The organism is Bradyrhizobium sp. SZCCHNR2028 (genome assembly GCF_032380995.1).
Taxonomy (GTDB): Bacteria; Pseudomonadota; Alphaproteobacteria; order Rhizobiales; family Xanthobacteraceae; genus Bradyrhizobium.
On record NZ_JAUHJF010000018.1, the window covers coordinates 48,249 to 73,025 of the forward strand.

Annotated in this window: 19 protein-coding genes; 13 read left to right on the forward strand and 6 right to left on the reverse strand. The window is 66.1% G+C overall.

Features of this window, described 5'->3' with window-relative positions:
- Complete coding sequence (locus QX121_RS24570; protein ID WP_315777134.1) at positions 1 to 2,220, forward strand: tetratricopeptide repeat protein; 2,220 nt, start codon at positions 1 to 3, stop codon at positions 2,218 to 2,220.
- Positions 2,221 to 2,233: 13 nt separating this feature from the next.
- On the opposite strand, the gene QX121_RS24575 is transcribed toward QX121_RS24570, so the two are convergent.
- Complete coding sequence (locus QX121_RS24575; RefSeq protein ID WP_315777135.1) at positions 2,234 to 2,944, reverse strand: DUF1223 domain-containing protein; 711 nt, start codon at positions 2,942 to 2,944, stop codon at positions 2,234 to 2,236.
- 360 nt (positions 2,945 to 3,304) lie between these two features.
- Between QX121_RS24575 and QX121_RS24580 the strand changes: the two genes are divergently transcribed.
- Together QX121_RS24580 and QX121_RS24585 are read left to right on the forward strand one after the other, a co-directional pair.
- Entirely contained in the window at positions 3,305 to 4,315 is a 1,011-nt protein-coding gene (locus tag QX121_RS24580; protein WP_315777136.1) for a Gfo/Idh/MocA family oxidoreductase, read from the forward strand.
- Positions 4,316 to 4,370: 55 nt separating this feature from the next.
- Positions 4,371 to 5,522, forward strand: coding sequence for a DegT/DnrJ/EryC1/StrS family aminotransferase (locus QX121_RS24585; RefSeq protein WP_315777137.1), 1,152 nt, complete (start codon positions 4,371 to 4,373; stop codon positions 5,520 to 5,522).
- Positions 5,523 to 6,663: 1,141 nt separating this feature from the next.
- Here QX121_RS24585 and QX121_RS24590 read toward each other — a convergent pair.
- The gene (locus tag QX121_RS24590) at positions 6,664 to 7,071 is read right to left on the reverse strand and encodes a hypothetical protein (protein WP_315777138.1); all 408 of its coding nucleotides are present in this window, start codon (positions 7,069 to 7,071) and stop codon (positions 6,664 to 6,666) included.
- A gap of 630 nt (positions 7,072 to 7,701) precedes the next feature.
- Here QX121_RS24590 and murJ point away from each other — a divergent pair.
- From murJ to QX121_RS24610, 4 genes are all read left to right on the forward strand, one after another.
- Positions 7,702 to 9,231, forward strand: coding sequence for a murein biosynthesis integral membrane protein MurJ (murJ, locus tag QX121_RS24595; protein ID WP_315777139.1), 1,530 nt, complete (start codon positions 7,702 to 7,704; stop codon positions 9,229 to 9,231).
- A gap of 150 nt (positions 9,232 to 9,381) precedes the next feature.
- Positions 9,382 to 11,691, forward strand: coding sequence for a xanthine dehydrogenase family protein molybdopterin-binding subunit (locus tag QX121_RS24600; protein WP_315813257.1), 2,310 nt, complete (start codon positions 9,382 to 9,384; stop codon positions 11,689 to 11,691).
- 130 nt (positions 11,692 to 11,821) lie between these two features.
- Positions 11,822 to 12,271 (forward strand): cytochrome c, encoded by a 450-nt coding sequence (locus tag QX121_RS24605; RefSeq protein ID WP_315738876.1) that lies wholly within the window; start codon positions 11,822 to 11,824, stop codon positions 12,269 to 12,271.
- 167 nt (positions 12,272 to 12,438) lie between these two features.
- On the forward strand, positions 12,439 to 13,359 hold the full coding sequence (locus QX121_RS24610) for a cytochrome c (RefSeq protein WP_315813258.1): 921 nt from the start codon (positions 12,439 to 12,441) through the stop codon (positions 13,357 to 13,359).
- 26 nt (positions 13,360 to 13,385) lie between these two features.
- Here QX121_RS24610 and QX121_RS24615 read toward each other — a convergent pair whose 3' ends face one another.
- Positions 13,386 to 14,546 carry an ABC transporter substrate-binding protein gene (locus QX121_RS24615; protein WP_315738874.1) on the reverse strand — a complete coding sequence of 387 codons (1,161 nt, stop codon included), beginning with the start codon at positions 14,544 to 14,546 and terminating at the stop codon, positions 13,386 to 13,388.
- 237 nt (positions 14,547 to 14,783) lie between these two features.
- On the opposite strand from QX121_RS24615, the gene QX121_RS24620 reads away from it, so the two are divergent.
- Positions 14,784 to 17,306, forward strand: a complete 2,523-nt coding sequence (locus tag QX121_RS24620; protein ID WP_315813259.1) for an EAL domain-containing protein — start codon at positions 14,784 to 14,786, stop codon at positions 17,304 to 17,306.
- Here QX121_RS24620 and QX121_RS24625 read toward each other — a convergent pair.
- Together QX121_RS24625 and QX121_RS24630 are read right to left on the reverse strand one after the other, a co-directional pair.
- Positions 17,260 to 18,324, reverse strand: a complete 1,065-nt coding sequence (locus QX121_RS24625; RefSeq protein ID WP_315813288.1) for a helix-turn-helix domain-containing protein — start codon at positions 18,322 to 18,324, stop codon at positions 17,260 to 17,262. The genes QX121_RS24620 and QX121_RS24625 overlap by 47 nt on opposite strands.
- Positions 18,325 to 18,696: 372 nt before the next feature.
- Complete coding sequence (locus QX121_RS24630) at positions 18,697 to 18,942, reverse strand: Lrp/AsnC ligand binding domain-containing protein (RefSeq protein WP_172112765.1); 246 nt, start codon at positions 18,940 to 18,942, stop codon at positions 18,697 to 18,699.
- Between the two features lie 121 nt (positions 18,943 to 19,063).
- Here QX121_RS24630 and thiD point away from each other — a divergent pair, with 121 nt between their 5' ends.
- Positions 19,064 to 19,864 carry a bifunctional hydroxymethylpyrimidine kinase/phosphomethylpyrimidine kinase gene (gene thiD, locus QX121_RS24635; protein ID WP_315777143.1) on the forward strand — a complete coding sequence of 267 codons (801 nt, stop codon included), beginning with the start codon at positions 19,064 to 19,066 and terminating at the stop codon, positions 19,862 to 19,864.
- A 6-nt stretch (positions 19,865 to 19,870) separates the two neighbouring features.
- Here thiD and QX121_RS24640 read toward each other — a convergent pair whose 3' ends face one another.
- Positions 19,871 to 20,944 carry an AraC family transcriptional regulator gene (locus QX121_RS24640; RefSeq protein WP_315813260.1) on the reverse strand — a complete coding sequence of 358 codons (1,074 nt, stop codon included), beginning with the start codon at positions 20,942 to 20,944 and terminating at the stop codon, positions 19,871 to 19,873.
- Between the two features lie 139 nt (positions 20,945 to 21,083).
- On the opposite strand from QX121_RS24640, the gene QX121_RS24645 reads away from it, so the two are divergent.
- Genes QX121_RS24645 through QX121_RS24660 form a run of 4 tightly spaced genes read left to right on the forward strand, consistent with a single transcriptional unit; the run spans position 21,084 to position 24,776 of the window.
- Positions 21,084 to 21,908 carry an alpha/beta hydrolase gene (locus tag QX121_RS24645; RefSeq protein ID WP_315813261.1) on the forward strand — a complete coding sequence of 275 codons (825 nt, stop codon included), beginning with the start codon at positions 21,084 to 21,086 and terminating at the stop codon, positions 21,906 to 21,908.
- A 47-nt stretch (positions 21,909 to 21,955) separates the two neighbouring features.
- A complete protein-coding gene (locus QX121_RS24650; protein WP_315712755.1) occupies positions 21,956 to 22,600 on the forward strand; it encodes a hydrolase in 645 nt (214 codons plus the stop codon).
- Between the two features lie 14 nt (positions 22,601 to 22,614).
- Positions 22,615 to 22,902, forward strand: coding sequence for a XapX domain-containing protein (locus QX121_RS24655; RefSeq protein ID WP_315813262.1), 288 nt, complete (start codon positions 22,615 to 22,617; stop codon positions 22,900 to 22,902).
- The gene (locus QX121_RS24660) at positions 22,899 to 24,776 is read left to right on the forward strand and encodes an amidohydrolase (RefSeq protein ID WP_315813263.1); all 1,878 of its coding nucleotides are present in this window, start codon (positions 22,899 to 22,901) and stop codon (positions 24,774 to 24,776) included. The genes QX121_RS24655 and QX121_RS24660 overlap by 4 nt, the downstream gene beginning before the upstream one ends.
- Position 24,777 lies beyond the last annotated feature (1 nt).

A 24,777-nucleotide genomic window follows, 5' to 3' on the forward strand; every position in this document is an offset into this window, starting at 1 on the left:
TTGGCAAGCAATGTCGGCTCTCGCGCCTTCCAGAATGCGAGACTGCAGAAGAAGCATCGCAAGCAGGCTGACGAGCTCATGCCGCGCGCCGTGGCGGCGTATCGTGCCGGCCGTCACGCCGAGGCGCAGGCGATCTGCGGACAGATCCTGGCGCTGCTGCCCGATCATTTCGATGCGTTGCACCTGCTCGGCGTTACGGCGCTCGACGGCGGCCAGCCCGATCTCGCCGAGCAGGCGCTCACCAAGGCCGTCGAGATCGAGCCGCGACATGCCGAGGCGCTCTCCAATCTCGGCCTCGCGCTGTTCAACCGCAAGCGCTTCGAGGAGGCGCGCAAGTGCCAGGAGCGGGCGATTGCGCTGAAGCCAGCCCTCGTGGTTGCTCAAACAGGTCTCGGCAACACGCTGATGCTCCTGGGGCGGCCGGAGGAGGCGATCGCCGCGCATGACCGGGCGATCGCGCTCAAGCCCGATTACGCCGACGCCTATTGCAATCGCGGCATGGCGCTGCTTCCGCTCGCGCGCAATGCGGAGGCCAATCAGTGCTTCGATCGCGCGTTGTCGCTCAACCCGCGCCACATGGAGGCGATGTTCGGAAAGGGGCTCGCCAGCATCGCCCTGCGCCATTCCGATGAGGCGCTGGCGGCCTTCGACGCTGCCCTCGCCATCAAGCCGAACGCCGCGCAAGTGCTGGCACAGCGCGGCCGGCTGCATCAGCAGGCCGGACGTTTCGACAAGGCGATGCCCGATTTCGAGGCCGCGCTGGCGCTCGATCCGCGACAGGAGGTGGCGCTGCTCGGCTTCGCGCAGCTCAGTGTGATCAGGGACAACATCGCGCCGGCGATGGACGCTTGCCGCAAGGTGCTGGAGATCAATCCCGCGTCCGACGTCGCCTGGACCTGGCTCGGCGAATGCTTCTGCAAGCAGGGCGATCTCACGACGGCCCTGCAGCACTTCGAGCGCGCGCTCGCGCTCAAGCCCGACTATGGCGATGCGATCACCGCCAGGATCTTCCTGCTCGACTTCATGCCCGACACCGATTTCGCGCAGCACCAGGCGGCGAGACGCGAATGGTGGACCAGGATCGGCAGCCAGGTCGCGCGCCGTCCGCCGCCGGTGCGGGATCGTGATCCGGAGCGGCGCCTGACGATCGGCTATGTCTCGTCCGATTTCCGCAGCCATTCGGCGGCGCTGGTGTTCCTGCCGGTGCTGCGTCATCACGACCACGCCGCGTTCAAGGTGATCTGCTACTCCTGCTCGCCGTTGCGCGATACGATGACGGACCAGTGCCGCGCGGCCGCCGACCTCTGGGTCGACGCCTGGCAGATGTCCGATGAGGAGCTGAGCGATCGCATCGAGGCCGATCAGGTCGATATCCTCGTCGATCTCTCCGGCCATTCCGCCGGCAACCGGCTGCCGGTGTTCGCGCGCAAGCCGGCGCCGGTCCAGGTCACGGCCTGGGGCAGCGGCACCGGCACCGGCCTCCCCACGATCGACTACTTCTTCGCCGATCCGGTGACTGTGCCCGAAGCTGCACGTCATCTGTTCGCCGAGCAGGTCTACGACCTGCCGGCCGTGATCACCACCGATCCCTTGCAGGGATGGCAGCCGACGCCGCTGCCGATGCTGCGCAACGGTTGCGTCACCTTCGGCGTCTTCAACCGGATCGACAAGATCTCCGAGCCTGCGCTCGCGCTCTGGTCGCGCCTGATGGGCGCGCTGCCGGACTCGCGGATCGTCATCAAGAACGGCGCGCTCGACGACGCGCTGCTGCGCAATGGCCTCGTCGCGCGGTTCGTCGCGCATGGCATCGCGCAGGAGCGCATCACGTGCCTCGGCCTGTCGACGCGCGATCAGCACATCGCGCAGTTCGCAGGCATCGACATGTCGCTCGATCCGTTTCCGCAGAATGGCGGCGTCAGCACCTGGGAGTCGCTGCAGGCCGGCGTCCCCGTGATCGCGAAGCTCGGCCACGGCGCGGCAGCGCGCGCGGCAGCCGCCATCAACACGGCGGTCGGGCTCGGCGACTTCGTGGCCGAGGACGACGACGGCTACATCGGTCTCGCCCTGAAGCAGGCCGCGCAGCCTGCGGCTCTCGCGAAGCTGCGGACGGAGCTGCCGGCGATGGTTGGCAGCTCCGCCGCCGGCAATGTCGAGACCTACACGCGCAAGGTGGAGGAGGGCTACCGCCTGTTCTGGCGCCGCACCTGCGCGTCCGCCTGACAGGCGGTCGAAGCTATAGCCGCGCGGCACCGACGATGCGCCCCTCCGGGCTTTCGAGCAGCACGGCCGCATCCTCGCCCTCCGGCATCGGCTCGGTGAGGCGCAGCGCCGTGCCGCTCCAATCGCCAAGCGTCCGCACCGAGCGCACCACGTTCAGCTCCTCCAGCGTGCGGCCGTCATTCTCGCCGCGGCGGATCGCCGTCTCATGCCGATGATCGAAGCCGACCAGAAGGAGGCGTCCGCGTCCTTCACCGCCGCCGACCTCGACCGTGAGCTTGTCGCCATTGCGTGCGAGCTTGACCGGCGCCGCCGTCGCGCTCGCGCCCCTGGCGCGATCGATCGCGGCTCCCACCTCGGCCCTGTTGGAGCCGACATGACCCGTCACCCCGTCGACGACGATCTCCGGCGTGTAGGAGCCGTCGCCGAAGCGGCTGCCGTAGCGGGCCTGGCGATCGGTGGCGGCCGGCAATGAGAACGGGTCCTTCCAGCCCAGCCGATCCCAATAGGTGACGTGAAAGGCGAGCGGCAGCACGTCGCGGCGCTGCCGCACCAGCTCGTTCAGATAGGCATTTGCAGGCGGGCAGGAGGAGCAGCCCTGCGAGGTGAAGAGCTCGATGACGACAGGCCGATCCACGGCGGCAGCCGACGGCGACCACGGGGTAAGCGAGGCGAGCAGCACGGCGAAGGATGAGGCGTAGCGGAGCGAGGCGAGGCTGAGGGTCATGGGTGTTCTCCCGCGATGTGACGTGATCTCCTTCGCTGGCGGGATCCACCGCGTTACCTCCGGCCGCGGCCAACACGCAGGCGTGAAGCCGCTGCAACCGTTGTGTCCGTGGCCTGTCGTGACGCGTGAACAGGGCACTTGCCACACGTGAAGGGCATCGCGCACGCCGTTCAAAAGACAGCGGTTTTCGTCCAAACCCGATGTAACTTTCTGAATCAAATCGTGTCCTGAAAAAGGTTTCCGCATTCGCCTCGCTTCAACCGGCATGCTAGGAGAGCTTCGACCGGTGATTTGCAGTTCGTTAACCGTCATGGCCAATCCGTGACGTCGCAATCCGGGGACATTGATGGGGTCGATGACATGAGTTCCAAGGGGGCGGGCCACAAGGCCGAGCTGAGGCAGGCGCTGCGAGTCGGCGTCATCGGAGCCGGCGTGATGGGCAGCAACCATGCCCGCGTGCTCGCCGGACTGCCCGATGTGCACTTGGTCGGCGTGGTCGATCCGCTGCCGGCGCATCGCAGCCGCGTCACCGAGCTTGCGAACTGCCCGACCTTCGAGACGCTCGATGAGCTCGTCGCCGAGGGCGTCGATGCGGTGACCGTCGCCGCCCCGACCCACCTGCATCATGAGCTCGCGCTCGCCTGCATCGCCCGCAAGGTGCATCTGATGGTCGAGAAGCCGATCGCCTCCACGGTGGACGAGGGCAGGGAGATCGTCTCGGCCGCGCATCGCGCCGGCGTCACCCTGATGATCGGCCATGTCGAGCGCTTCAATCCGGCGGTGGCCGCGATCAAGAAGGCGATCGCCGGCGAGGACCTCCTGTCGATCGCGATCACCCGCGTCGGTCCGTTCCCGCCGCGCATGTCCAATGTCGGCGTCGTCATCGATCTCGCCGTGCACGACATCGACCTCATCCGCTGGTTCACCGAATCCGACATCATCGAGGTGCAGCCGCAATTGTCGAGTGCGGTGGCGGAGCGTGAGGACATCGCGCTCCTGCAGTTCCGCACCGCCTCCGGCGTGCTCGCCCACATCAACACCAACTGGCTGACGCCGTTCAAGGCGCGCAACGTCACCGTGGCGACGCGCGGCAAGTACATCATGGGCGATCTGCTGACGCGCCAGGTCACCGAGTGCTTCGGCTTCAAGCCGGATGGCAGCTACTCGATGCGCCATCTGCCGGTCGGCCATGACGAGCCGCTGCGCGCCGAGCTGATCGCGTTCCTGCACGCGGTGCGCTCGGGCACGGCGCCCGCGGTCACCGGCGACGAGGGCGTCGCGAGTCTGGCGATCGCCACGCAGTGCCTGGAGACCTCGAGCCATCGTCCCGCCGAGGCGGCTGCTACCAAGCGTCGCGCCGTGGCCGGCTAGCCGGCCACGCCTCCGCTTCACCCCATCGTCTCGATCCGAACCTTTGTCAGAGCTCATGAATCAGCACCTGCGTCATCAGCCCATTCCGTTCATCGACACCGCCGCGCAGCGCCAGCGGCTCGGCAAGTCGCTCGACGACGCCGTCGCCCGCGTGCTCGCGCATTGCCAGTTTCTCGGCGGCCCCGAAATCATCCAGCTCGAGAAGGAGCTGGCTGAATTCTGCGGCGCCAAATACGCGGTGAGCTGCTCCAGCGGCACCGACGCGCTGCTGATGGTGCTGATGGCCCAGGGCATCGGCCCGGGCGATGCCGTGCTGTGCCCGTCTTTCACCTTCTGCGCGACCGGCGAAGCCGTGGCGCTGACCGGCGCCACGCCGGTGTTCGTCGACGTGCTGGAGGACACCTTCAACATCGATCCGGCCTCGCTCCACCGCGGCATCGCAACCGCCAAACGGCTCGGTCTCAAGCCGAAGGCCGTGATCCCGGTCGATCTGTTCGGACAGAGCGCGGACCACGATGCGGTCGCCGCGATCGCTGGGGACGAAGGCCTGTTCGTGCTCGACGACGCCGCGCAGGGCTTTGGCGCCAGCTACAAGGGCCGCCGCATCGGCACCTTCGGGCTGGCGACCGCCACCAGCTTCTATCCGGCCAAGCCGCTCGGCTGCTTCGGCGACGGCGGTGCCATCCTCACCGACGATGCCGGCCTCCTGGAGCGCCTGCGCAGCGTGCGCGCCCATGGCGGCGGCAGCGACAAATACGACAACGTCCGCCTCGGCCTCACCGCGCGGCTCGACACCATCCAGGCCGCGGTCCTGATCGAGAAGCTCAGGATCTTCGAGGACGAGATCGTCGCGCGCAACAAGGTGGCCGAGCGCTACACGGCCGCGCTGGCCGATGTCGTGAAGGTGCCGCGTCTCGTCGAGGGCTGCACCTCGGTCTGGGCGCAATACACCATCCGCCTGCCCAAGGGCATCGATCGCGACACCTTCGCCGCGGCGCTGAAGGCGCAGGGCATTCCGACCGCGATCTACTATCCGAAGTCGATGCATCAGCAGACCGCCTACCGCATCTTCCCGAGCGCCGATGGCGGCCTGCCGGTCAGCGAGCAGCTCTCCAGCGACGTCATCAGCCTGCCGATGCACGCCTATCTCGACGAGCCGACCCAGGCCCGCATCATCGACGTCGTCCGCGGCGCACTTCAGGGCTGAGGCATAAGGCATCGTTGACGTCACGCCGCTTGCAGCGGCGCGGCTCACAGCCCCGGCGGGCGATCTGCCCCGCCGACAGTCCCAACCAACACTGTCGTCCCGGCGAACGCCGGGACCCATACCGCGTGATCTCCGAAACGGGCAGGCGGCCCGTTCCGCGCACCCCACCAGCTGCACAGCGTATGGATCCCGGATCTGCGCCCGCCGCCGCTTCGCGTCGGCCGGCTTGTCCGGGATGACAGCGGAGTGGGAAGCGCGCCTCTCGCCTCCCCACCGGCGTCGCACGTGCTGACGCGGGATCGGCATATTCACCGTCATTGCGAGCGAAGCGACTTGTCCGCCATAGCCCGAAGGGCGACGGCGGAAGCAATCCAGAGTCCCCATGCGCGACTCTGGATTGCTTCGTCGCTTGCGCTCCTCGCAATGACGGCGGTGAGACATGACTCCGCTCTCTCGCGGCGCATCTTCGCGTCCGAGCTTTGCCGATGGACCCACCCTCTCCTCGAAGAGGGCACGGGGAATGCCGGGCGCTGGCCGCACCCATGGCCCGCCTGCGAAAAAAATGCAGGCGGCAGGAACCACAGGTTCAGCCGAGACATCCCGGCATTCCCCGCGCGATGGTTGGAACGGCTGCTTCGCGTTCTCCCCGGTGCTCCGGGCTTTTTGGCCACCGTCATCGGCACTGCGCCTTTGCGCATCAGCACCGACTTGGCATCAGCATCGGGATGCCAGGACCACGCGACTTGACCGTGCGCATCGATGTCGTTCGTCGGCATGGAGAACCATGCTGCAACATCGACACACCCACCGCATCCCGCCTCAACGTCCGTGACGACCGCGAAGCGCCCCTCTGATCGAGACGGGACGGCGGCATACAATCATGATTTCGGATAAAAAGAAAGAGAAATATTTTTCAGAAATGGACTGGATGGAGGGAGGCGCTTCAAGCGGCTAGCGAAATGAGTTTTGAGGCGGGCTGTTCGGACGCCATAAAGCGGTCGGGAGATCAGTAAGTGGGTAGATAGACGCCATCGCGCCATTCAGCGAGTTGCCCGACGAGTCAGTCCGCTGATATCGGGCTTCTCGTGTTTCGTGCTGGCCCGGAGTCTCGGGTACGACGGGTCCGTCTTAGGTTGTGGGGTCAGCGAGGCGCCTCATCTTCAGTCCACCAACGCATCTGCTGCACCTTGCCGCTCCTCTCCAGTATCATCTGCAGGGCTCCAGCCAGACGGTCGACCGTGTCGGTTGTCGGAATCTTTTTCAGCAGTCGTCGAACGAAGGGATGCGAAGGCTCGATGAAACACAGAAACCCGTTCTCATGCTCCTGGTAGTGGCCGCATCCGAGCCAGATTGGAAATTCCGAATTTTCGAGATCGATTCGCCACCCCCAATCCTCTGGGGTCATACGCGAAACCGTGAAGTCGTGACGCGGCAACTCCTCGGACAAGAATTCCGCCAGGCGCTTCCCATACAGCCCCGGATTGACCAGTTCATCTTCGCCGGGCTCCGGCGGAAAGGCTGTCGAGACAAATTCGAGGTGAGTCTTCATTTAGCGAACGTACTTGGATTGTCGAGAGCATTCCAGCCAGCCCGTAGGGCGGATTAGCGGAGCGTAATCCGCCGTCATGCCACATTCGATATTGCGTGCCAGAACTGGTCGGGTGGCCACGTCCACACACTCGATCGGGATAGACTCTCACCATCATCGATTGTCCGCACTAGGCGCGGCGGATTACGCTCCGCTAATCCGCCCTACGGGCTGACGTTGGCATGAAGTGCAAGTGTCGGAACGCACAGCGCGCAGGGCGGATTGGCGCGGCTAAATCCGCCATCATGCAACCTTTGACATTGTCAGCCACAACTGATCGGGGGCCACGTCTATCCGACCTTTCCCCGCAATCCCGGCAAGAGCCCACGTCGTTCTGGGGACGCTGCACGACGTGGATGGCCGGGACAAGCCCGGCCATGACGACGTGGAAGCAGACGGGCGCGAAATGTAAGAGCGGCATATGCGAAAGCCTGCTGCGAGCGGGGAGGTTTCCAGCCGGCGCCCGCTGAAATCCTGGCAGCCGTTGCTCCAAGCGGGAACGGGCCGCGACAGGGCGCCGCATTTTGGCCGCACGCGGCAAGAACGGACGTTCCGCTTCAAACTCCCCGCCCAATGCTCTAGAAGCCCCCCATGCTCGGACGTATCTTCACGGTCGGCGGCTATACGCTGCTGTCTCGGCTCACCGGCTTTGCCCGCGACATCATGCTGGCGGCGATTCTCGGCGCTGGGCCGGTGGCGGATGCGTTTTTCATTGCGTTCCGGCTGCCCAACCATTTCCGGGCGATCTTCGCCGAGGGCGCGTTCAACGCCGCCTTCGTGCCGGCCTATGCGCATGTCCATGGCGAGAAGGGGCCGACCTCGGCGAGCCTGTTTGCCGACCGCATCTTCACGCTGCTGCTGGCCTCGCAGATCGTGCTCTTGATCCTGGCCTGGGTGTTCATGCCGCAGGCGATGACGATCCTGGCGCCCGGCTTCACCGACGATCCGGTGCAGCGGGACCTGGCGATCACGCTCACGCGGATCACCTTTCCCTATCTGCTGCTGATCACGCTGGTGACGCTGTATGGCGGCATGCTCAACGTGATGCAGCGCTTTGCCAGCGCTGCGGCTGCCTCGATCTTCCTCAACATCGCGATGATGGCGACGCTCGCGCTCGTGGTGTTCTTCCCGACCGCCGGCCATGCCGCGGCGTGGGGCGTGCTGATCTCCGGCTTCCTGCAATATGTCCTGCTCGCCGGCGATCTCGCCCGCCATGGCGGCCTGCCGCGCTTTGCGCCGCTCAAGCTCGACGATGACATCCGCGCCTTCTTCAAGGCGCTGGGGCCCGCCACGCTCGGCTCGATGGGCACGCAGGTCGCGATGTTCGCCGACACCATCATCGCGACGTTCCTGCCGGCCGGCGCGATCTCGGCGCTGTATTACGCCGATCGTCTCAACCAGCTGCCGATCGGCGTCATCGGCATCGCCATCGGCACCGTGCTGCTGCCGGAGATGTCGCGGCGGCTGACGGCGAATGACCAAGAGGGCGCCATGGAGCAGCAGCGCCGCGCCTTCGAGTTCACATTGCTGTTCTCGGTGCCGTTCGTCGCCGCCTTCCTCGCCGTGCCCGACGTCATCACGCGGGCGATGTTCGCCCGCGGCGCTTTCACCAAGGGCGATGCCGCGGCCGCCGGTGCGACGCTCGCTGCCTATGCCGTCGGGCTCATTCCGTTCGTGATGATTCGCAGCGCGGTCTCGACCTTCTACGCGCGCAAGGACACCGCCACACCGGTGAAGGCTTCGCTCACGGGGCTGACCGCCAACGTCGTGCTCAAGGTCCTGCTGATGGGCTCGCTCGCGCAGGTCGGTCTTGCGCTGGCGACAGCTGTCGGCGCGTGGATCAACCTGTTGCTGGTGCTCGGCTTCGCCGTGCACAAGGGTTATCTGCGTTTCGATCGGCGGCTCACCATGTCGCTGATGAAATTTGCCGGAACTGGCGCGGTGCTCGCGGCAACGTTGTGGGCGACGGCCTTCGTGGCATCGACCCATCTCGCATCGCTCGGCCGCATGCAGGATGAAGCCGTTCTCGGTCTGCTGATCATCGTCGGCGCCGTCATTTATGCGGGCGCCATTCTCGTTCTGTTCGGCCCGCGCTGGCTCAAGGCGCTGGTGCGGCGCTGAGGTTTGCGCTGCAGCATCGCTTGCTGGCATGCCTGCCGAGAGTTGACCGCGCGTGTTGCGGCGCCGGCCATATGGCGTTTGCGCGAGTCCTCGTTCCGCTGCAATATGCCGTCCAATAGTTGCGACAATGCAAGCGGGAAGTGAAACCAGATGGCAGCTCCAATCAAGTTCGGTGTCGGACAAGGCGTTCTCCGCAAAGAGGATGACGCGCTGATTCGCGGCAAGGGCCGCTACACCGACGATCTCGCGCCATCGTCCGCCCTGCATGCCCTGGTGCTGCGCTCGCCGCATGCCCATGCCGGGTTCACCATCGACGTCACCCAGGCGCGGCTCTTGCCGGGCGTGGCGCTGATTCTGACCGCCGCCGACACCGCGGAGCTCGGTGGGCTGCCCTGCCTGTTCAATCTCGAGACCGATCCGTTCACCGCGCCGCCTTATCCGATCCTCGCCAAGGACGAGGTGCGCCACGTCGGCGATGCCATCGCCTTCGTCGTTGCCGACACGCTCGATCACGCGCGCGACGCGCTGGAGGCGATCAAGGTCGAATGGACGACCTTGCCGGCAGTCACCGGCGTCGTGAATGCGATCAAGCCGGATGCGCCGCAGGTGTGGGCCGAGCACAAGGGCAACGTCCTGTTCGACGTTGCGATCGGCGACAAGGCCGCGGTCGAGGCCGCCTTTGCGAAAGCGCATGCGGTCGCCGAGATCCGCATCGTCAATCCGCGCGTGGTGGCGAGCTTCATGGAGACGCGCGCCGCGGTCTGCGAATACGACACCAAGCGCGACCATCTGACGCTGACGGCGGGCAGCCAGGGCAGCCACCGCCTGCGCGACATCCTCTGCCAGAACGTGCTGAAGATCCCGACCGAGAAGATGCGGGTGATCTGCCCCGATGTCGGCGGCGGCTTCGGCACCAAGCTGTTTCCCTACCGGGAATATGCGCTGCTCGCGGTCGCCGCGCAGCGGCTGCGCAAGTCGGTGCGCTGGGCCGCCGATCGCTCGGAGCATTTCATGGGCGACGCGCAGGGCCGCGACAATGTCACCACCGCGAAGATGGCGCTGGCCGAGGACGGCAAGTTCCTCGCGATGGACGTCGACCTGATGGGCGACATGGGCGCCTATCTCTCGACCTTCGCGCCCTATATCCCGCATGGCGGCGCCGGCATGCTGCCGGGGCTCTACGACATCCAGGCCTTCCACTGCCGGGTGCGCACGATCTTCACCCATACCGTGCCGGTCGACGCCTATCGCGGCGCGGGCCGCCCCGAGGCGGCTTATGTCATCGAGCGCCTGGTCGATGCCTGCGCACGCAAGCTCGACATGAGCGTCGATGCGATCAGGCGCAAGAACTTCATTCCGCCGCGCGCGCTGCCCTACAAGACCGCGACCGGCAAGGTCTACGATTCCGGCGACTTCAACGCGCATCTGAAGCGCGCGATGGAGATCGCGCAGTGGAAGGAGTTTCCGAAGCGCGCCAAGGCCGCCAAGAAGCACGGGCTGATCCGCGGCATCGGGCTCGCGAGCTATGTCGAGGTCTGCGGCACCATGGGCGAGGAGACCGCCAATGTGCGGCTCGATCCCAATGGTGACGTCACCATCCTGATCGGCACGCAGTCGAGCGGGCAGGGCCACCAGACCGCCTATGCCCAGATCGTCGCCGAGCAGTTCGGCCTGCCGCCGGAGCGCGTCCACATCCACCAGGGCGACACGGCCGAAATCGCGACCGGCCTCGGCACCGGCGGCTCGGCCTCGATCCCGTCGGGCGGCGTCAGCGTGCAGCGCGCCACCCATGAGCTCGGCGACAAGCTCAAGCAGATCGCCGCCGAAGCGCTCGAGGCTGGCCTCGGCGATCTCGAGATTGCCGACGGCGTGATCCGCGTCGCCGGCACCGACCGTGCGATCTCCTTCGCCGATCTCGCCAAGCGTCCGGGCACAGATCCCGCCAAGCTCAACGGCAGTGCCACCTTCGCCAGCGCCGACGGCACCTATCCGAACGGCACGCATGTGGCCGAGGTCGAGATCGATCCGGCGACCGGGATCATCAAAATCGTCAACTACGTCATCGTCGACGATTTCGGCGTGACGCTGAATCCGCTGCTGCTGGCCGGCCAGGTGCATGGCGGTGCGGTGCAGGGCATCGGTCAGGCGCTGATGGAGCAGGTGGTCTACAGCAACTCCGACGCTCAGCTCGTCACCGGCAGCTTCATGGACTACGCGCTGCCGCGTGCCGCCGACGCGCCGTCCTTTACCTTCGAGACCCACAACGTGCCCTGCAAGACCAATCCGATGGGTGTCAAGGGCGCGGGCGAGGCGGGCGCGATCGGCTCCTGCCCGGCTGTGGTCAATGCGATCGTCGAAGCGCTCTGGCGCGAGTACAAGATCGATCACATCGACATGCCGGCGACCCCGGAGCGCGTCTGGATTGCGATCCGGGAGCAGCATCGCCGTCATAGTCTCTGAGTACTCTCCCTCCGTAGCCTCTCCGATATCCGCCTCAATTCCGGAATAATCCGCGGGCTGAGGGGTTGATCTAACCGAGCGACCCGTTCAGGTGGGCTGGACGGGATTGTGACAACAAAGGAGCGAATTGATGAAGCGGACTGTCGTGGCTGTCGCAGCTTTGCTGCTAGGGGCGGGCGCCGTGATGGCACAGCAGGATCTGGTCAAGCATAGCCAGGACACGATGAAGGCCAACGCCAAGAACCTCGGCGGTGTTCTCATCGCCATGGTGAAGGGCGAGAAGCCGTACGACCAGGCCGCGGTCAATGCCGCTCTGGCGCAGCTCGACGAGACGGCCAAGAAGCTGCCGACGATGTATCCCGCCAGCGTCAAGGGCGCGAAGTTCGAGGGCGACTACAGCCCGTCGCCGAAGATCTGGGAAGACCATGCCGGCTTCAAGACCAAGATCGACAGCTTCGCCAAGGTGGTCACCGAGGCCAAGGCCAAGATCAAGGATCTCGACAGCCTGAAGGCGACCGCGCCGGCGATCGGCAAGGAGTGCGGCGGTTGCCACGAAACCTTCCGGCTCAAGGCCAGCTGACCTGATGTGATCTCATGCGAGGGGCGAACGCGTGCTGCGCGTTCGCCCCGTTTGTTTGTGCGCCTGTTCTGTTTGTACGCCCGTGCGTCCTGTCGTATCGATCGCCGACGACGCCTTGGAGCTTGCGACGAAAACCACGCCATCCTCCCCGCCGTGACGGAGCGACCATGTTGCGACGCCTTCTGCTTGCTGTCTGTGTGCTCGGTGCCGCGGGCCTTGCGGTATTCTGGTGGCTGACGAGCCCGTCGACCGTGGTGCTCGCGGCGGCGACACGGGCGCCTGATCTCGCCAATGGCCAGGAGATGTTCAACATTGGCGGCTGCGCGTCATGCCATGCCGTCCCGAACCAGCCGGATCGACTGAAGCTCGGCGGCGGGCTGCCGCTGACCTCGCCGTTCGGCACGTTCTACGCGCCCAACATCTCGCCCGATCCCACTGACGGCATTGGGCGCTGGAGCGAGGCCGAGTTCGTCAATGCGGTGGTGAGGGGTGTGTCGCCGGGCGGCAGCCACTACTACCCGGCGTTTCCCTATGCTTCCTACGCGGCCGCGAAGATCGACGACGTCCGCGATCTCTTCGCCTACATGAAGACGCTGCCGCCGGTCGCCGGGGCCTCGCGCGCGCACGACATGCCATTCCCGTTCAACATCCGCCGCACCGTCGGGGTCTGGAAGCTCTTGTTCTTCGACGACAAGCCCTTTGCCGCCAACGCTTCGCGCCCGGCGGAGTGGAATCGCGGCGCCTATCTGGTCAATACGCTCGGCCATTGCGCCGAATGCCACAGCCCGCGCAATGCGCTCGGCGGCATCGTCTCGGCGCAGCGTCTGGCGGGTGGGCCCGATCCGGAAGGTCAGGGCTTCGTGCCGAACATCACCCAGAAGGGCCTGTCGGACTGGAGCGAGAGCGACATCAGCTATTTCCTCGAGACCGGACAGCTGCCGGACGGCGACAGCGCCGGCGGCTCGATGGCGCGGGTGATCCGCAACACCTCGCAGCTCACGCCCGAGGATCGCAAGGCGATGGCGGTCTATCTGAAATCGCTGCCGCCGGTCGAAGGCCCGCCGAAGCCGAAGAAGCCCGCGGGCTGATCAGTTCGGCCGGCGCGCAACGCGGATCAGATCGGCTTGAAGCTGCCGTCGCTCTGGATCACCGTCAGCGACACCGGCGGTGGATTCTCCTTGCGCGCGTTGCCGAAGCTGACCACCAGCCCGCCGATGTCGAACTGGCCGACCTCGTTGATGATGCGCAGCAGCTCGGCGCGGGTCGGGTTAGGCCCGGTCATCGCCAGGGCGCGGGCCACCAGGCGGCCGGTGATGTAGCCCTCGAGCCCGATGAAGTCCGGCGTCTGGCTCGGATCGAGCGTCTTCATCGCGGCCTGATAGTCGGCGACGATGCGGAGGTCGGTGTCCCACGGAAACGGCACCACCTCGGAGACGATGACGCCGCGGCCTTCCGGGCCGAGCTCCTTGGCGAGCGCGTTGCCGCCGACGAAGGAGACCGCCGTGAAGGTCGGGTTGAAGCCGCTGCGATGCGCCATCTTGATGAACTCGGCGCACGGGCCGTAGGTGCCGACCAGGATCACCGCTTCCGGCTCCGCGCGCCGGATGACCTTGAGCGCCGCGCCGACCGCGCGCGTGTTGCGCTCGAACGTGCCTTCGGCCGCGAGCTCGAGGCCGCGGCGATCGAGATGTGTCTTCACGCCGGCCAGCACGTCGCGGCCGAACGCGTCATCCTGATAGAAGATCGCGATCCGGGTCAGGTGAAGCTCTTCGGTGAGGTACTTGATCGAGGCTTCCGCCTCGGCCGCGTAGCTCGCGCGGATGTTCACGATGTTCTGGAATTCGGGCGCCCGCAGGAATTCGGCGCCCGAGATCGGCCCGATGAAGGGGACGTCGTTCGACGCCGCGATCGGAGCGGTGGCCATCGCGGTCGGCGTGCCGACGGCGCCGATCAGCGCGAACACCTTATCCTCGTAGATCAGCTTGATGGTCTCGACCACCGAACGATCGGGATCGTAGCCGTCGTTGCGGCTCGCCAGCTTGAGCCTGCGTCCGTAGACGCCGCCCTTGGCGTTGAGCTCGTTGAAGGCTGCCAGCAGTCCCTGGCGCGCCGCCTGGCCCAGCGCGGCCGACGGGCCTTCCAGCGCCGCCACCTGGCCGAACATGATGGAGTCGTTGGTGACGCCGAGCTCGTCGGCGCGCGCAGGCCCGGGCGGGAGCACGCCGGCGATCAGGATGAGAACGATGGAGATCCGAAGGCTTGAAAACCAGTTCATTGCGATCTTCGATGCACGGGTACGCTGGATGACAACTCAGTCTAGGCGTGTTGAATGAAGACCTCGCTAAGGACGTAGCCCGCGCTTGATCGCGTTTTGGGCGGCCCTCAACAGTCAGCCGTTAACCAAGCCCCGGTTTCTGGTACTCCACAACGGATCATCTTTGACCGTCCTTAACTTACCGCGGCCAGCATCGGCCCCATCGTGGTGAGGGGCAGCCGTTTGGCGGGGGCCATATTGCAGGTTGAAGAGTACAGCGCACCGACGCTGCCGGAAAAGGATGATGCTCGCAGCGGTAGCGGGCGGGAGAGGCTGCGCGCGTCGTTATCGCGATACCGCCTTTATCGCCCTGCGATCATCGCGGCATGCGTCGGCGTCGTGCTGTCGGTCGTCGGGACGGTTGCCGTGGGACGCTGGGAAAACCGGCTGGCGCGCACCGATTTCGAAGGCGTGGCCGAAGCCCAGGCGATCCTGGTCCAGAACGGCGTCAACGAATATGTCAGCCGGCTGACCGCGCTGCGCACCCGCTTCGAATCCGCCAACGACGACATCACCCGCAGCGAGTACCAGACCTTCAGCGCGCGCCTGTTCGAGGCGCATCGCGGCATGCTCCGCCTGGCGTGGCTGCCGCGGATCAAGCGCAAGGAGCGCGGCGAATACGAGGCGGCGGCGATCACCGATGGCGTTCCCGCCTTTCGCATCAAGTCGTATCCCGACGGCACGGTGGCGCCGGAGAGCGACGAATATTATCCGGTCTACTTCTCCACCGAGGCGAAGACGTCGCCGGTCTACGGCCTCGATTACTGGAGCATTCCCGACCATCGCGCCGTGCTGGAGCAGTCGCGCGACTACGACGTGATCGGCGCGTTGCGCACGCGTCAGAACCTGATCAATCAGAACGAGCGCAACAACGCCGTGATGATCGGCATCCCCGTCTACGCCAAGGGGACGTCGCGCACGACGGTCGCCGACCGCCGGCGCAATCTCAGCGGCTTCATCATCGGCGTGTTCGACCTGCCGACGCTGCTGCAGTCGGTGCGCGCGAACAATCCCAACAGTCCGGCGCTTGCGATCAACCTTCTGCCGCCCGAACGCGTGATCAACGCCTCCGGCGTGGACCCGCAGCGCTGGCCCGCGGACCCCAGCATCTGGTCGACGACCTTGCGCATCGGCGATGCCGACTGGGTGTTCCAGGCGGCGCCCGCCGGCGGCAGCCTGATGGCGAGCCACAATCGCGCGCTGGCGCTGTATGCGGCCGGCATGGCGACGACGATCTTCCTCGCCGTGTATCTCGCGCTGTCGAGCCGCAACGCCCTGCAGCTCGCGCTCGCCAATCGCCGCGTGCTCGAGCTGGCGCAGACCGACGCGCTGACGGGCCTCGCGAACCGCGCCTTCTTCCTCGAGGAGATGGAGCGCATCAACGACGAGAAGAGCGGCCGCTTCACCGTTTTCCTGCTCGACCTCGACCGCTTCAAGAACGTCAACGATTCACTCGGTCATGGCGCCGGCGACGAGCTGCTGGTGCAGGTCGCGCAGCGGCTGAGATCGCAACTGCGCGACGAGGACGTGCTGGCCCGGCTCGGCGGCGACGAGTTCGCCCTGATCCAGGCCGGATCCGCCGACCAGCGCGCCGCCGCGATCGAGCTTGCTCAGCGCATCACCAAGCTGATCGCCGAGCCGTTCCAGCTCGCCGGGCAACGGGTCGAGATCGGCACCAGCATCGGCATCTCGCTCGCGCCCCAGCACGGCCGCGACCAGGAGCACCTGCTCAAGAAGGCCGATCTCGCGCTCTACCGCTCGAAATCCGCCGGCCGCAGCTGCTACACGCTCTACGACGATGCGATGTCGGCCGAGCTCGAGGCGCGCAACACGCTCGAGGGCGATCTGCGCGACGCCATCGCGCAGTGCCAGTTCGAGGTGCACTATCAGCCGTTCTACGACGCCGAGACGCGCGAGCGCCGCGGTGTCGAGGCGCTGGTGCGCTGGCGTCATCCGGTCAAGGGCCTGGTGCCGCCCGACAAGTTCATCCCGCTTGCGGAATCGACCGGCCTGATCGTGCCGCTCGGCGAATGGATCATCGGGCGCGCCTGCGACGACGCCACCGCATGGCCCGACGACGTCAAGATCGCCGTCAATCTGTCGCCCGTCCAGTTCAAGCAGGCGGAACTGTTCGACGTCATCCAGTCGGCGCTCGCGAGGTCCGGCCTCGATCCGAAGCGTCTCGAGATCGAGATCACGGAGTCGGTGCTGCTGGAGCGCGCGGCCGAGAACGAGAGCTTCATCGACAGGCTGAAGGGCCTCGGCATCTCGCTGGCACTCGACGATTTCGGCACCGGCTATTCGTCGCTGCGCTCGCTGACGGCGTTCCCCTTCAACAAGATCAAGATCGACAAGTCCTTCGTCGCCAATCTGAGCGTGCGCGACGAAAGTGCCGCCGTCATCTCGTCGGTCGTGACGCTGGCGCGGGGGCTTGGCATCCAGATCACCGCCGAAGGCGTCGAGACCGAAGAGCAGCTGGTGCAACTGCGCTCGCTCGGCGTCAACTTCGCGCAAGGTTATCTGCTGGGCCGGCCGATGCCGGTCGAGCAGCTCGAGCAGCATCTGGAGATCGCGCGCGCTGCGTCCGAGGCCGACGAGCCGCAGCCGGCCGAAGACGCATCTGAGGACGGCGCATTCGAGGACGACGATCCGCATTCGGCGGCCGTCGTCGCGCTCATTCCCCGGTCCGGGGCGCTGCTATCCCTCGCATCCAACGGCTGAGCGGCGAGGCGGTTTCGGTGTCCGCGTCGACCGGCAGGCGTGGCGAGCCCAGCATGGCGGCCTCGCGCGCGGCGCTCGGCGTGATGCCGTAGGCGGACTTGAACAGCCGCGTGAAATGCGCATCGGTACCGAGCTGCCAGCGCCGCGCGACCTCGCTGATGCGCAACGCCCGCGATCCGGTTCCCGCGAGATCGAAGAACGCACGGTGCAGTCGGCGGCGGCGGATGTAGTCGGCGATGCCGCCGATCGGCGCGAACAGGCGGTAGAGCGAAGCGCGCGACAGACCGAAATGCAGCGCCACCGCGTCTGCGCTGAGTTCGGGGCTCGACAGCCGCGCTTCGATATATTGGCGGACGCGGAGCAGCGAGGCGTCCGGCGTCACGCTGCGGTCGGCATCGCGGCGTTCGAGCTCGCCGCGCAGGCAGGCCGAGATCAGCGCGATCGTGCCCTCGACCACGGCCTGGCACTCGTCGAAACTCATGCGCGGCGCATAGTCGAGCAGTGCGCCGAAATGCCGCGCCAACAGCGGCGCCAGCGCGCCGCTGCGCGGCAGCACCAGGCCGTGCAGGTCGTCGACCTGCAGCAGGCGCGCATCGAACATCGGACGCGGCACCACCAACGTGACGTTCTCGAACGGCGTCGCGCGCGTTTCGAGTGTCTGGGCGAGATCGAGCACGCAGAGGTCGCCGGCCTCGACCCGGATCGGCGAGGCGCCAGCGACGCCCTCATAGCTGCCGTCCACGTAGAGCTGCAGGATGATGTGATCCACGCCGCTGCGGGCGACGGTCTCGGCCGATCGCCGGAACCGCTGGCCGCTCGCACGGGCCGATCCGAGCAGGACGGAGCCAAGCGCGTAGGACAGGACGTCCGCCCGGAACGGAGCGGCCTCGCCGGCCGCGAGCTCGTCGACCTCGAAGAACGTCGACGTGGCCTCACGCCACGCGGCAATGTTGGTCTCGGTGTCCATCTGCTCGGCGGAAAAGCCATAGCTCGGCAGCAGGGACGAAACGGCTTTGATCTCACTCTTCACACGGCGCCGCAGTCATTCTTGAGTTTTCGTCTCAACTTCTTGATCGACCGTATCGGATCGGTCGCCCGCCTTGACCCGATGCTCCGCGCACCGGTTATAGACGCCTATCGCCAAGTTGCCCGAAAGGAAAGCCGGGCCGTTCGACGGTCCCCCCATGACCCCTCGCGATCGAAAGGTCCGGCTTTTCAGCCTGCTGACACGCACTGGCGGACACGGGCCTCCGGCCGCCCCCCGTCTTTCATGACGAAACCATGCTTGACCCATTTTCAGGACCTCGGCGCCCGTCGGTCACGACGGGCGCCTTTGTCGTGAGGCAGGCGGCCGACGGGCAGGTCGTCCCGGGCTTGGACGAGCTCGTCGCTAGGTGGCGCCGAAGGCCTTGAACGTGATGATGGTGTGGGTGTCCTGAATGCCCGGCAGCACCTGGACCTTCTCGTTCACGAAGTGGCCGATGTCGGTGGCATTGTCGACGTAGAACTTCACCAGCAGGTCATAATTTCCCGCCGTCGAGTAGATCTCGGAGGCGATCTCGGCTTCCGCCAGCGCATTGGCGACCGTGTAGGACTGGCCAAGCTTGCACTTGATCTGGACGAAGAAGGGAACCATTGCGGGCTGTCTCCGGAAGGCATCTTTCGCCTCAATATAGCGTTTTCCGGCGAAGTCGATACGCTTTCTCCGGTGGCCGGGCCTGCTTGCCGGGCGCGGCCGGCCCGCGCTAGGAAGGGGCATGAGCACCCCCGTCGCACTCACCATCGCCGGTTCGGATTCCTCCGGGGGAGCCGGTATCCAGGCCGACCTCAAGACCTTCGCGGCGCTCGGCGTCTATGGCGCCTCGGTGCTGACGGCGCTGACCGCCCAGAACACCAAGGGCGTGACCGGGGTGCACCTGGTGCCCCCCGATTTCGTCACCGCGCAGATCGATGCGGTGTTCGACGACCTCGCCGTCGGCGCGGTCAAGATCGGCATGGTGGCGCAGGCGCCGATTGCCGACGCCATTGCCGCAAGCCTTGCGCGCTGGACGCCGTCACACGTGGTGCTCGATCCGGTGATGGTGGCGACGTCGGGTGCCCGGCTGTTGCCGGAGGATGCGATCGACGCGCTGCGCCGCGGGCTGATCCCGCGGGCGTCGCTGATCACGCCGAACCTGCCCGAGGCGGCCGCGCTGCTGGACGAGCCGGTCGCGACCTCGGACGAGGCGATCGCGGCGCAAGGCCGCCGGCTGCTCGCGCTCGGCTGTCCGGCCGTGCTGATCAAGGGCGGCCACGGGCAGGGCACGGACAGCACCGACTATCTGATCACCGCGGATGGCTGCATCGCATTGGCGTCACCGCGCGTTGCGACGAAGAATACCCACGGCACGGGGTGTTCGCTGTCGTCGGCCGTGGCCGCAGGGCTGGCGAAGGGCGAGAGCCTCGAGGCGGCCGTGCGCAATGCCAAGGCCTTCATCTCCGGTGCCATCGCGGCGGCCGATCGCTTCACCGTCGGGCATGGCCACGGCCCGGTGCATCATCTGTACCGGTTCTACTGATTGAGATCACCCGATGCTGGTTCGAGCCGTGCGCATCAGCCGCGCGGCGGCGATCTCCTGCTGATGTCCCCCCATCACGCGGGAGCGATATTCGCCTGGTGATTCGCCGAACCAGCGATTGGATGCGCGGAAGAAGGTGCTCTGGTCGGCATAGCCGAGCAGATAGCCGATGTCGGTGAGCGTCATGCGGAAATCGGCGAGATGGCGCTGGGCGAGCTCGCGCCTGACATCGTCGACGAGATCACTGAAGGAGAGGCCTTCATCGGCGAGCCGGCGCTGGAAGGTGCGATCGCTCAAGCCGAGCTCGGCGGCAATGGCCGAGCGCAACGGGCTGCCGTCGGGCAGCAGCTTGGCAATCGCGGTGCGGGCGCGATGCGCGGTGTCGGTCTTGACCAGGCGCTCCAGCGCCTCGTCGGCGATCCGATCGTGGATTGCCGAAAGCTCGGGCGCCGAGGTCGTCAGCTTGCAGGCGAGATCCTGATCCGACACCAGAAAGCCGTTGAAGGGCGCATCGAATTCGAGCGGGGACTGGAACGCCCTGTTGTAGGACGCAATCGACAACGGCACAGCGTGCGAGAAGCGGGTGGCGAGCGGCGTCAAGCGACGATCTAGCATCCACCGGCATAGATTGAGCAGATTGACGACGCCGTAGTCGTAGCGCTGCCGCGGAATCGGGCATTCACCACCGAACACGTCGGTCCGCACCCAGCGGCCGCCATTGCCCTGCTCGAGCGTGATGGTCACCGCGTCACTTACCAGGCACATGTAGCGGATCAGGCGCGTCAGCCCGGCGAGAAGCGTGGGGCTCGACATCATGGCGTAGCCGGCGACGCCATAGTTGTCAGGCCGCGGCGCATCGAGCTTTGCCAGCCCGATGTCCGGATTGCCCGAACGCTCCGCCGCCAGCACCCACAACCGGCTCAGTGCCTCGGTCGGCCAGCGGCGATCGCAATCGTCGAGATCGTCGATCGAGAGGCCGACGTCGGCGAACAGCGCGGCCGCATCCAGACCTTGCTCGTTCAGTGTCGTCGCGACGCCGCGCATCCAGGACGACGATGTGGTTCGAATCTGCTGAGCCATCCCTTGGCCTTCTGGAGCCAGTGCTTTGGCCTCCTCGGGTCATTGTGCAGATGCACATGAGATTGCATAGCACCGGGCATTGGCGATCGCGACACGAAATTCGTTGTGCGACCGCATGGCTGGCGCGCAGGAGAAAATCATGCCCGTTCTGAAAACCAATGACGGCACAGAGATTTACTACAAGGATTGGGGCTCCGGCCAGCCGATCGTGTTCAGCCATGGTTGGCCGCTGTCAGCGGATGATTGGGATGCGCAGATGCTGTTTTTCCTCAATCACGGCTTTCGCGTCGTCGCCCATGACCGCCGCGGCCATGGCCGCTCGGCCCAGGTCGCCGACGGCCACGACATGGACCATTATGCCGACGATCTCGCGGCATTGACCGCGCATCTCGATCTCAAGAGCGCGATCCATGTCGGCCATTCCACGGGCGGTGGTGAGGTGGTGCATTACCTCGCGCGCCATGGCGAGAGCCGCGCGGCCAAGGCTGCCATCATCGCCGCGGTGCCGCCGCTGATGGTGCAGACCGCGGCCAATCCGGGCGGGCTGCCGAAGTCGGTGTTCGACGACTTCCAGACCCAGGTCGCCACGCGCCGCGCGGAGTTCTATCGCGACGTCGCCGCTGGGCCGTTCTACGGCTACAACAAGCCCGGCGCCAAGCCGTCCGAGGCCGTGATCCAGAACTGGTGGCGCCAGGGCATGATGGGCAGCGCCAAGGCGCATTACGACGGCGTCGTCGCGTTCTCGCAGACCGACTTCACCGAGGATCTCAAGAAGATCACGCTGCCCGTGCTGGTCATGCACAGCGAGGACGACCAAATCGTGCCTTACGCGGATTCCGCGCCGCTGTCGGCCAAGCTCCTGAAGAACGGCACTCTGAAGACCTACAAGGGCTTTCCGCACGGCATGCCGACCACGGAGGCCGCGACCATCAATGCTGACCTCTTGGCCTTCATCAAGGGCTGACGCCCTCGCGCGTCCTTCCGCATCACAAATCTGTCACGGAGATTCTCATGTCGAAGCTCGAAATGCTGACCCCGCAGAACTGCGCGGTGGCGCTGATCGACTATCAGCCCGCGATGTATCAAGGTGTGCAGTCGCACGATCGCCTCGGCGTCTTCAACAACATCCAGATCGTCGCCAAGGCGGCCAAGCTGTTCAAGATCCCGACCGTGCTCACCACGGTCGCCAAGGACTCGTTCTCCGGTCCCTTCATGCCGGAGGTGACCGAGCTGTTTCCAGAGCACGACATCGTCGACCGCACGGCGATGAACTCCTGGCTCGATGCCGGCTTCCGCAAGCAGGTCGCCGCCACCGGTCGCAAGAAGTTCATCATCGCGGGACTCTGGACCGAGGCCTGTGTGCTGTTCCCGACGCTCGACATGCTGCGCGAAGGCTACGAGATCTACATCCCGGCCGATGCCTGCGGCGACCTGTCGCTCGAAGCGCACAACCGGGCGATGGACCGTGCGGTGCAGGCCGGCGCGGTGCCGATCACCTCGTGCCAGTTCGCCTTCGAGCTGCAGCAGGACTGGGCGCGTGCCGAGACCTATGACGGCATGATGGAGATCCTGAAGGCGCATTCGCCCTACGGCATCCAGATCCGCTTCTCCAAATGGGCGCTTGGAGAGCACGCCTCGGAGGGCGGGGCCAAGTAGTCCCGGGACGAACGATGAAGATCTATCTGTTTTCGCTCGGGGCAGGGCTGCTGGTCGGCGTGATCTACAGCCTGCTTCAGGTCCGCTCGCCGGCGCCGCCATTGGTGGCGCTGGTCGGCCTGCTCGGCATCCTCGTCGGAGAGCAGGTGATCCCCGTGGGCAAGCAGCTCCTGAACGGCACCACGCTTGCTGCCGCGTGGCAGAAGGCGGCCTGCGCCACGCACATCTTCGGCATGCTGCCCGGCCATCACGGCCGGGCAGACACAACCATCACTTCGGCGCGAGACGAGAAGACCTCATGACCGATCATCCCGACCTCATCCTGCATCGCGGCCTGTTCACGACGCTGGATCGCTCCAACCCGCAGGCGAGTGCTGTCGCGATCAAGGACGGCGTGTTCACCGCGGTCGGCCGTGAGCAGGACGTCATGAAGCTCGCTGGCTCGGCGACGAAGATCATCGACCTGAAGGGCCGGCGCGCGCTGCCGGGCCTGATCGACAATCACCTGCACATCATCCGCGGCGGTCTCAACTTCAACATGGAGCTGCGCTGGGACGGCGTGCGGTCGCTCGCTGACGCAATGGCGATGCTGAAGGCGCAGGTCGCGATCACGCCGCCGCCGCAATGGGTGCGCGTGGTCGGTGGCTTCACCGAGCACCAGTTCGCCGAGAAGCGGCTGCCGACCATCGATGAGCTCAACGCGGTCGCGCCGGACACGCCGGTGTTCCTGCTGCATCTGTATGATCGCGCCATTCTCAACGGCGCCGCGCTACGCGCCGTCGGCTACGACAAGGACACGCCAGAGCCGCCCGGCGGCGAGATCGCGCGCGATGTCGAGGGCAAGCCGACCGGATTGCTGCTCGCGAAGCCGAACGCCGCTATCCTCTATGCGACGCTCGCAAAGGGCCCGAAGCTGCCGTTCGACTATCAGCTCAACTCGACGCGGCACTTCATGCGCGAGCTGAACCGGCTCGGCGTCACCGGCGCCATCGACGCCGGCGGCGGCTTTCAGAACTATCCGGACGACTATGCCGTGATCCAGAAGCTCGCCGATGACGGCCAGCTCACGATCCGGCTTGCCTACAATCTGTTCACGCAGAAGCCGAAAGGCGAGAAGGACGACTTCCTGCGTTGGACGCAAAGCTCGTCCTACAAGCAGGGCAGCGACTACTTCCGCCACAACGGCGCCGGCGAGATGCTGGTGTTCTCGGCCGCCGATTTCGAGGACTTTCGCGTACCGCGACCGGACATGCCGGCCGAGATGGAAGGCGAGCTCGAGGAGGTCGTGCGCATCCTGGTCCAGAACAGGTGGCCGTGGCGGCTGCACGCGACCTATGACGAGACCATCTCGCGCGCGCTCGACGTGTTCGAGAAGGTGAATCAGGATACCCCGCTCGACGGGCTGCACTGGTTCTTCGATCATGCCGAGACCATCTCGGACCAGTCGATCGACCGTATCGCCGCGCTCGGCGGTGGCATCGCCGTGCAGCACCGCATGGCCTATCAGGGCGAGTATTTCGTCGAGCGCTACGGCTTTGGCGCGGCGGAGGCGACGCCACCGGTGAAGACGATGCTCGACAAGGGCGTCAAGGTCTCCGCCGGCACCGATGCGACGCGCGTCGCCTCCTACAATCCGTGGGTCTCGCTGTCCTGGCTGGTGACCGGCCGCACCGTCGGCGGCCTGCGACTGTATCCGCAGCGCAACTGCCTCGATCGCGAGACGGCGCTTCGGATGTGGACCGAGAACGTCACCTGGTTCTCCAACGAAGAAGGCAGGAAGGGCCGCATTGCGGTCGGGCAGTTCGCCGATTTGATCGTGCCGGATCGCGACTTCTTCTCCTGTGCGGAGGCCGAGATCGCCGACATCACCAGCGACCTCACCATGGTCGGTGGCCGCATCGTCTACGCAGCCGCCGCGTTCAAGCCGCTGGATGACGCCGCTCCGCCGCCGGCGATGCCCGAATGGTCGCCGGTGCGCCGCTTCGGCGGCTATGGCGCCTGGCTGGAAAAGGGCGACGATGGCACCGTCCGAGCCCAGGCGATGCAGATGTGCGGCTGCACCAGCGCGTGCGGCATGCATGGCCACGACCACGCGCGGGCATGGTCCTCCAGCCTGCCGGTCTCCGATCTCAAGAGCTTCTGGGGCGCGCTCGGCTGCGCCTGCTGGGCGGTCTGAG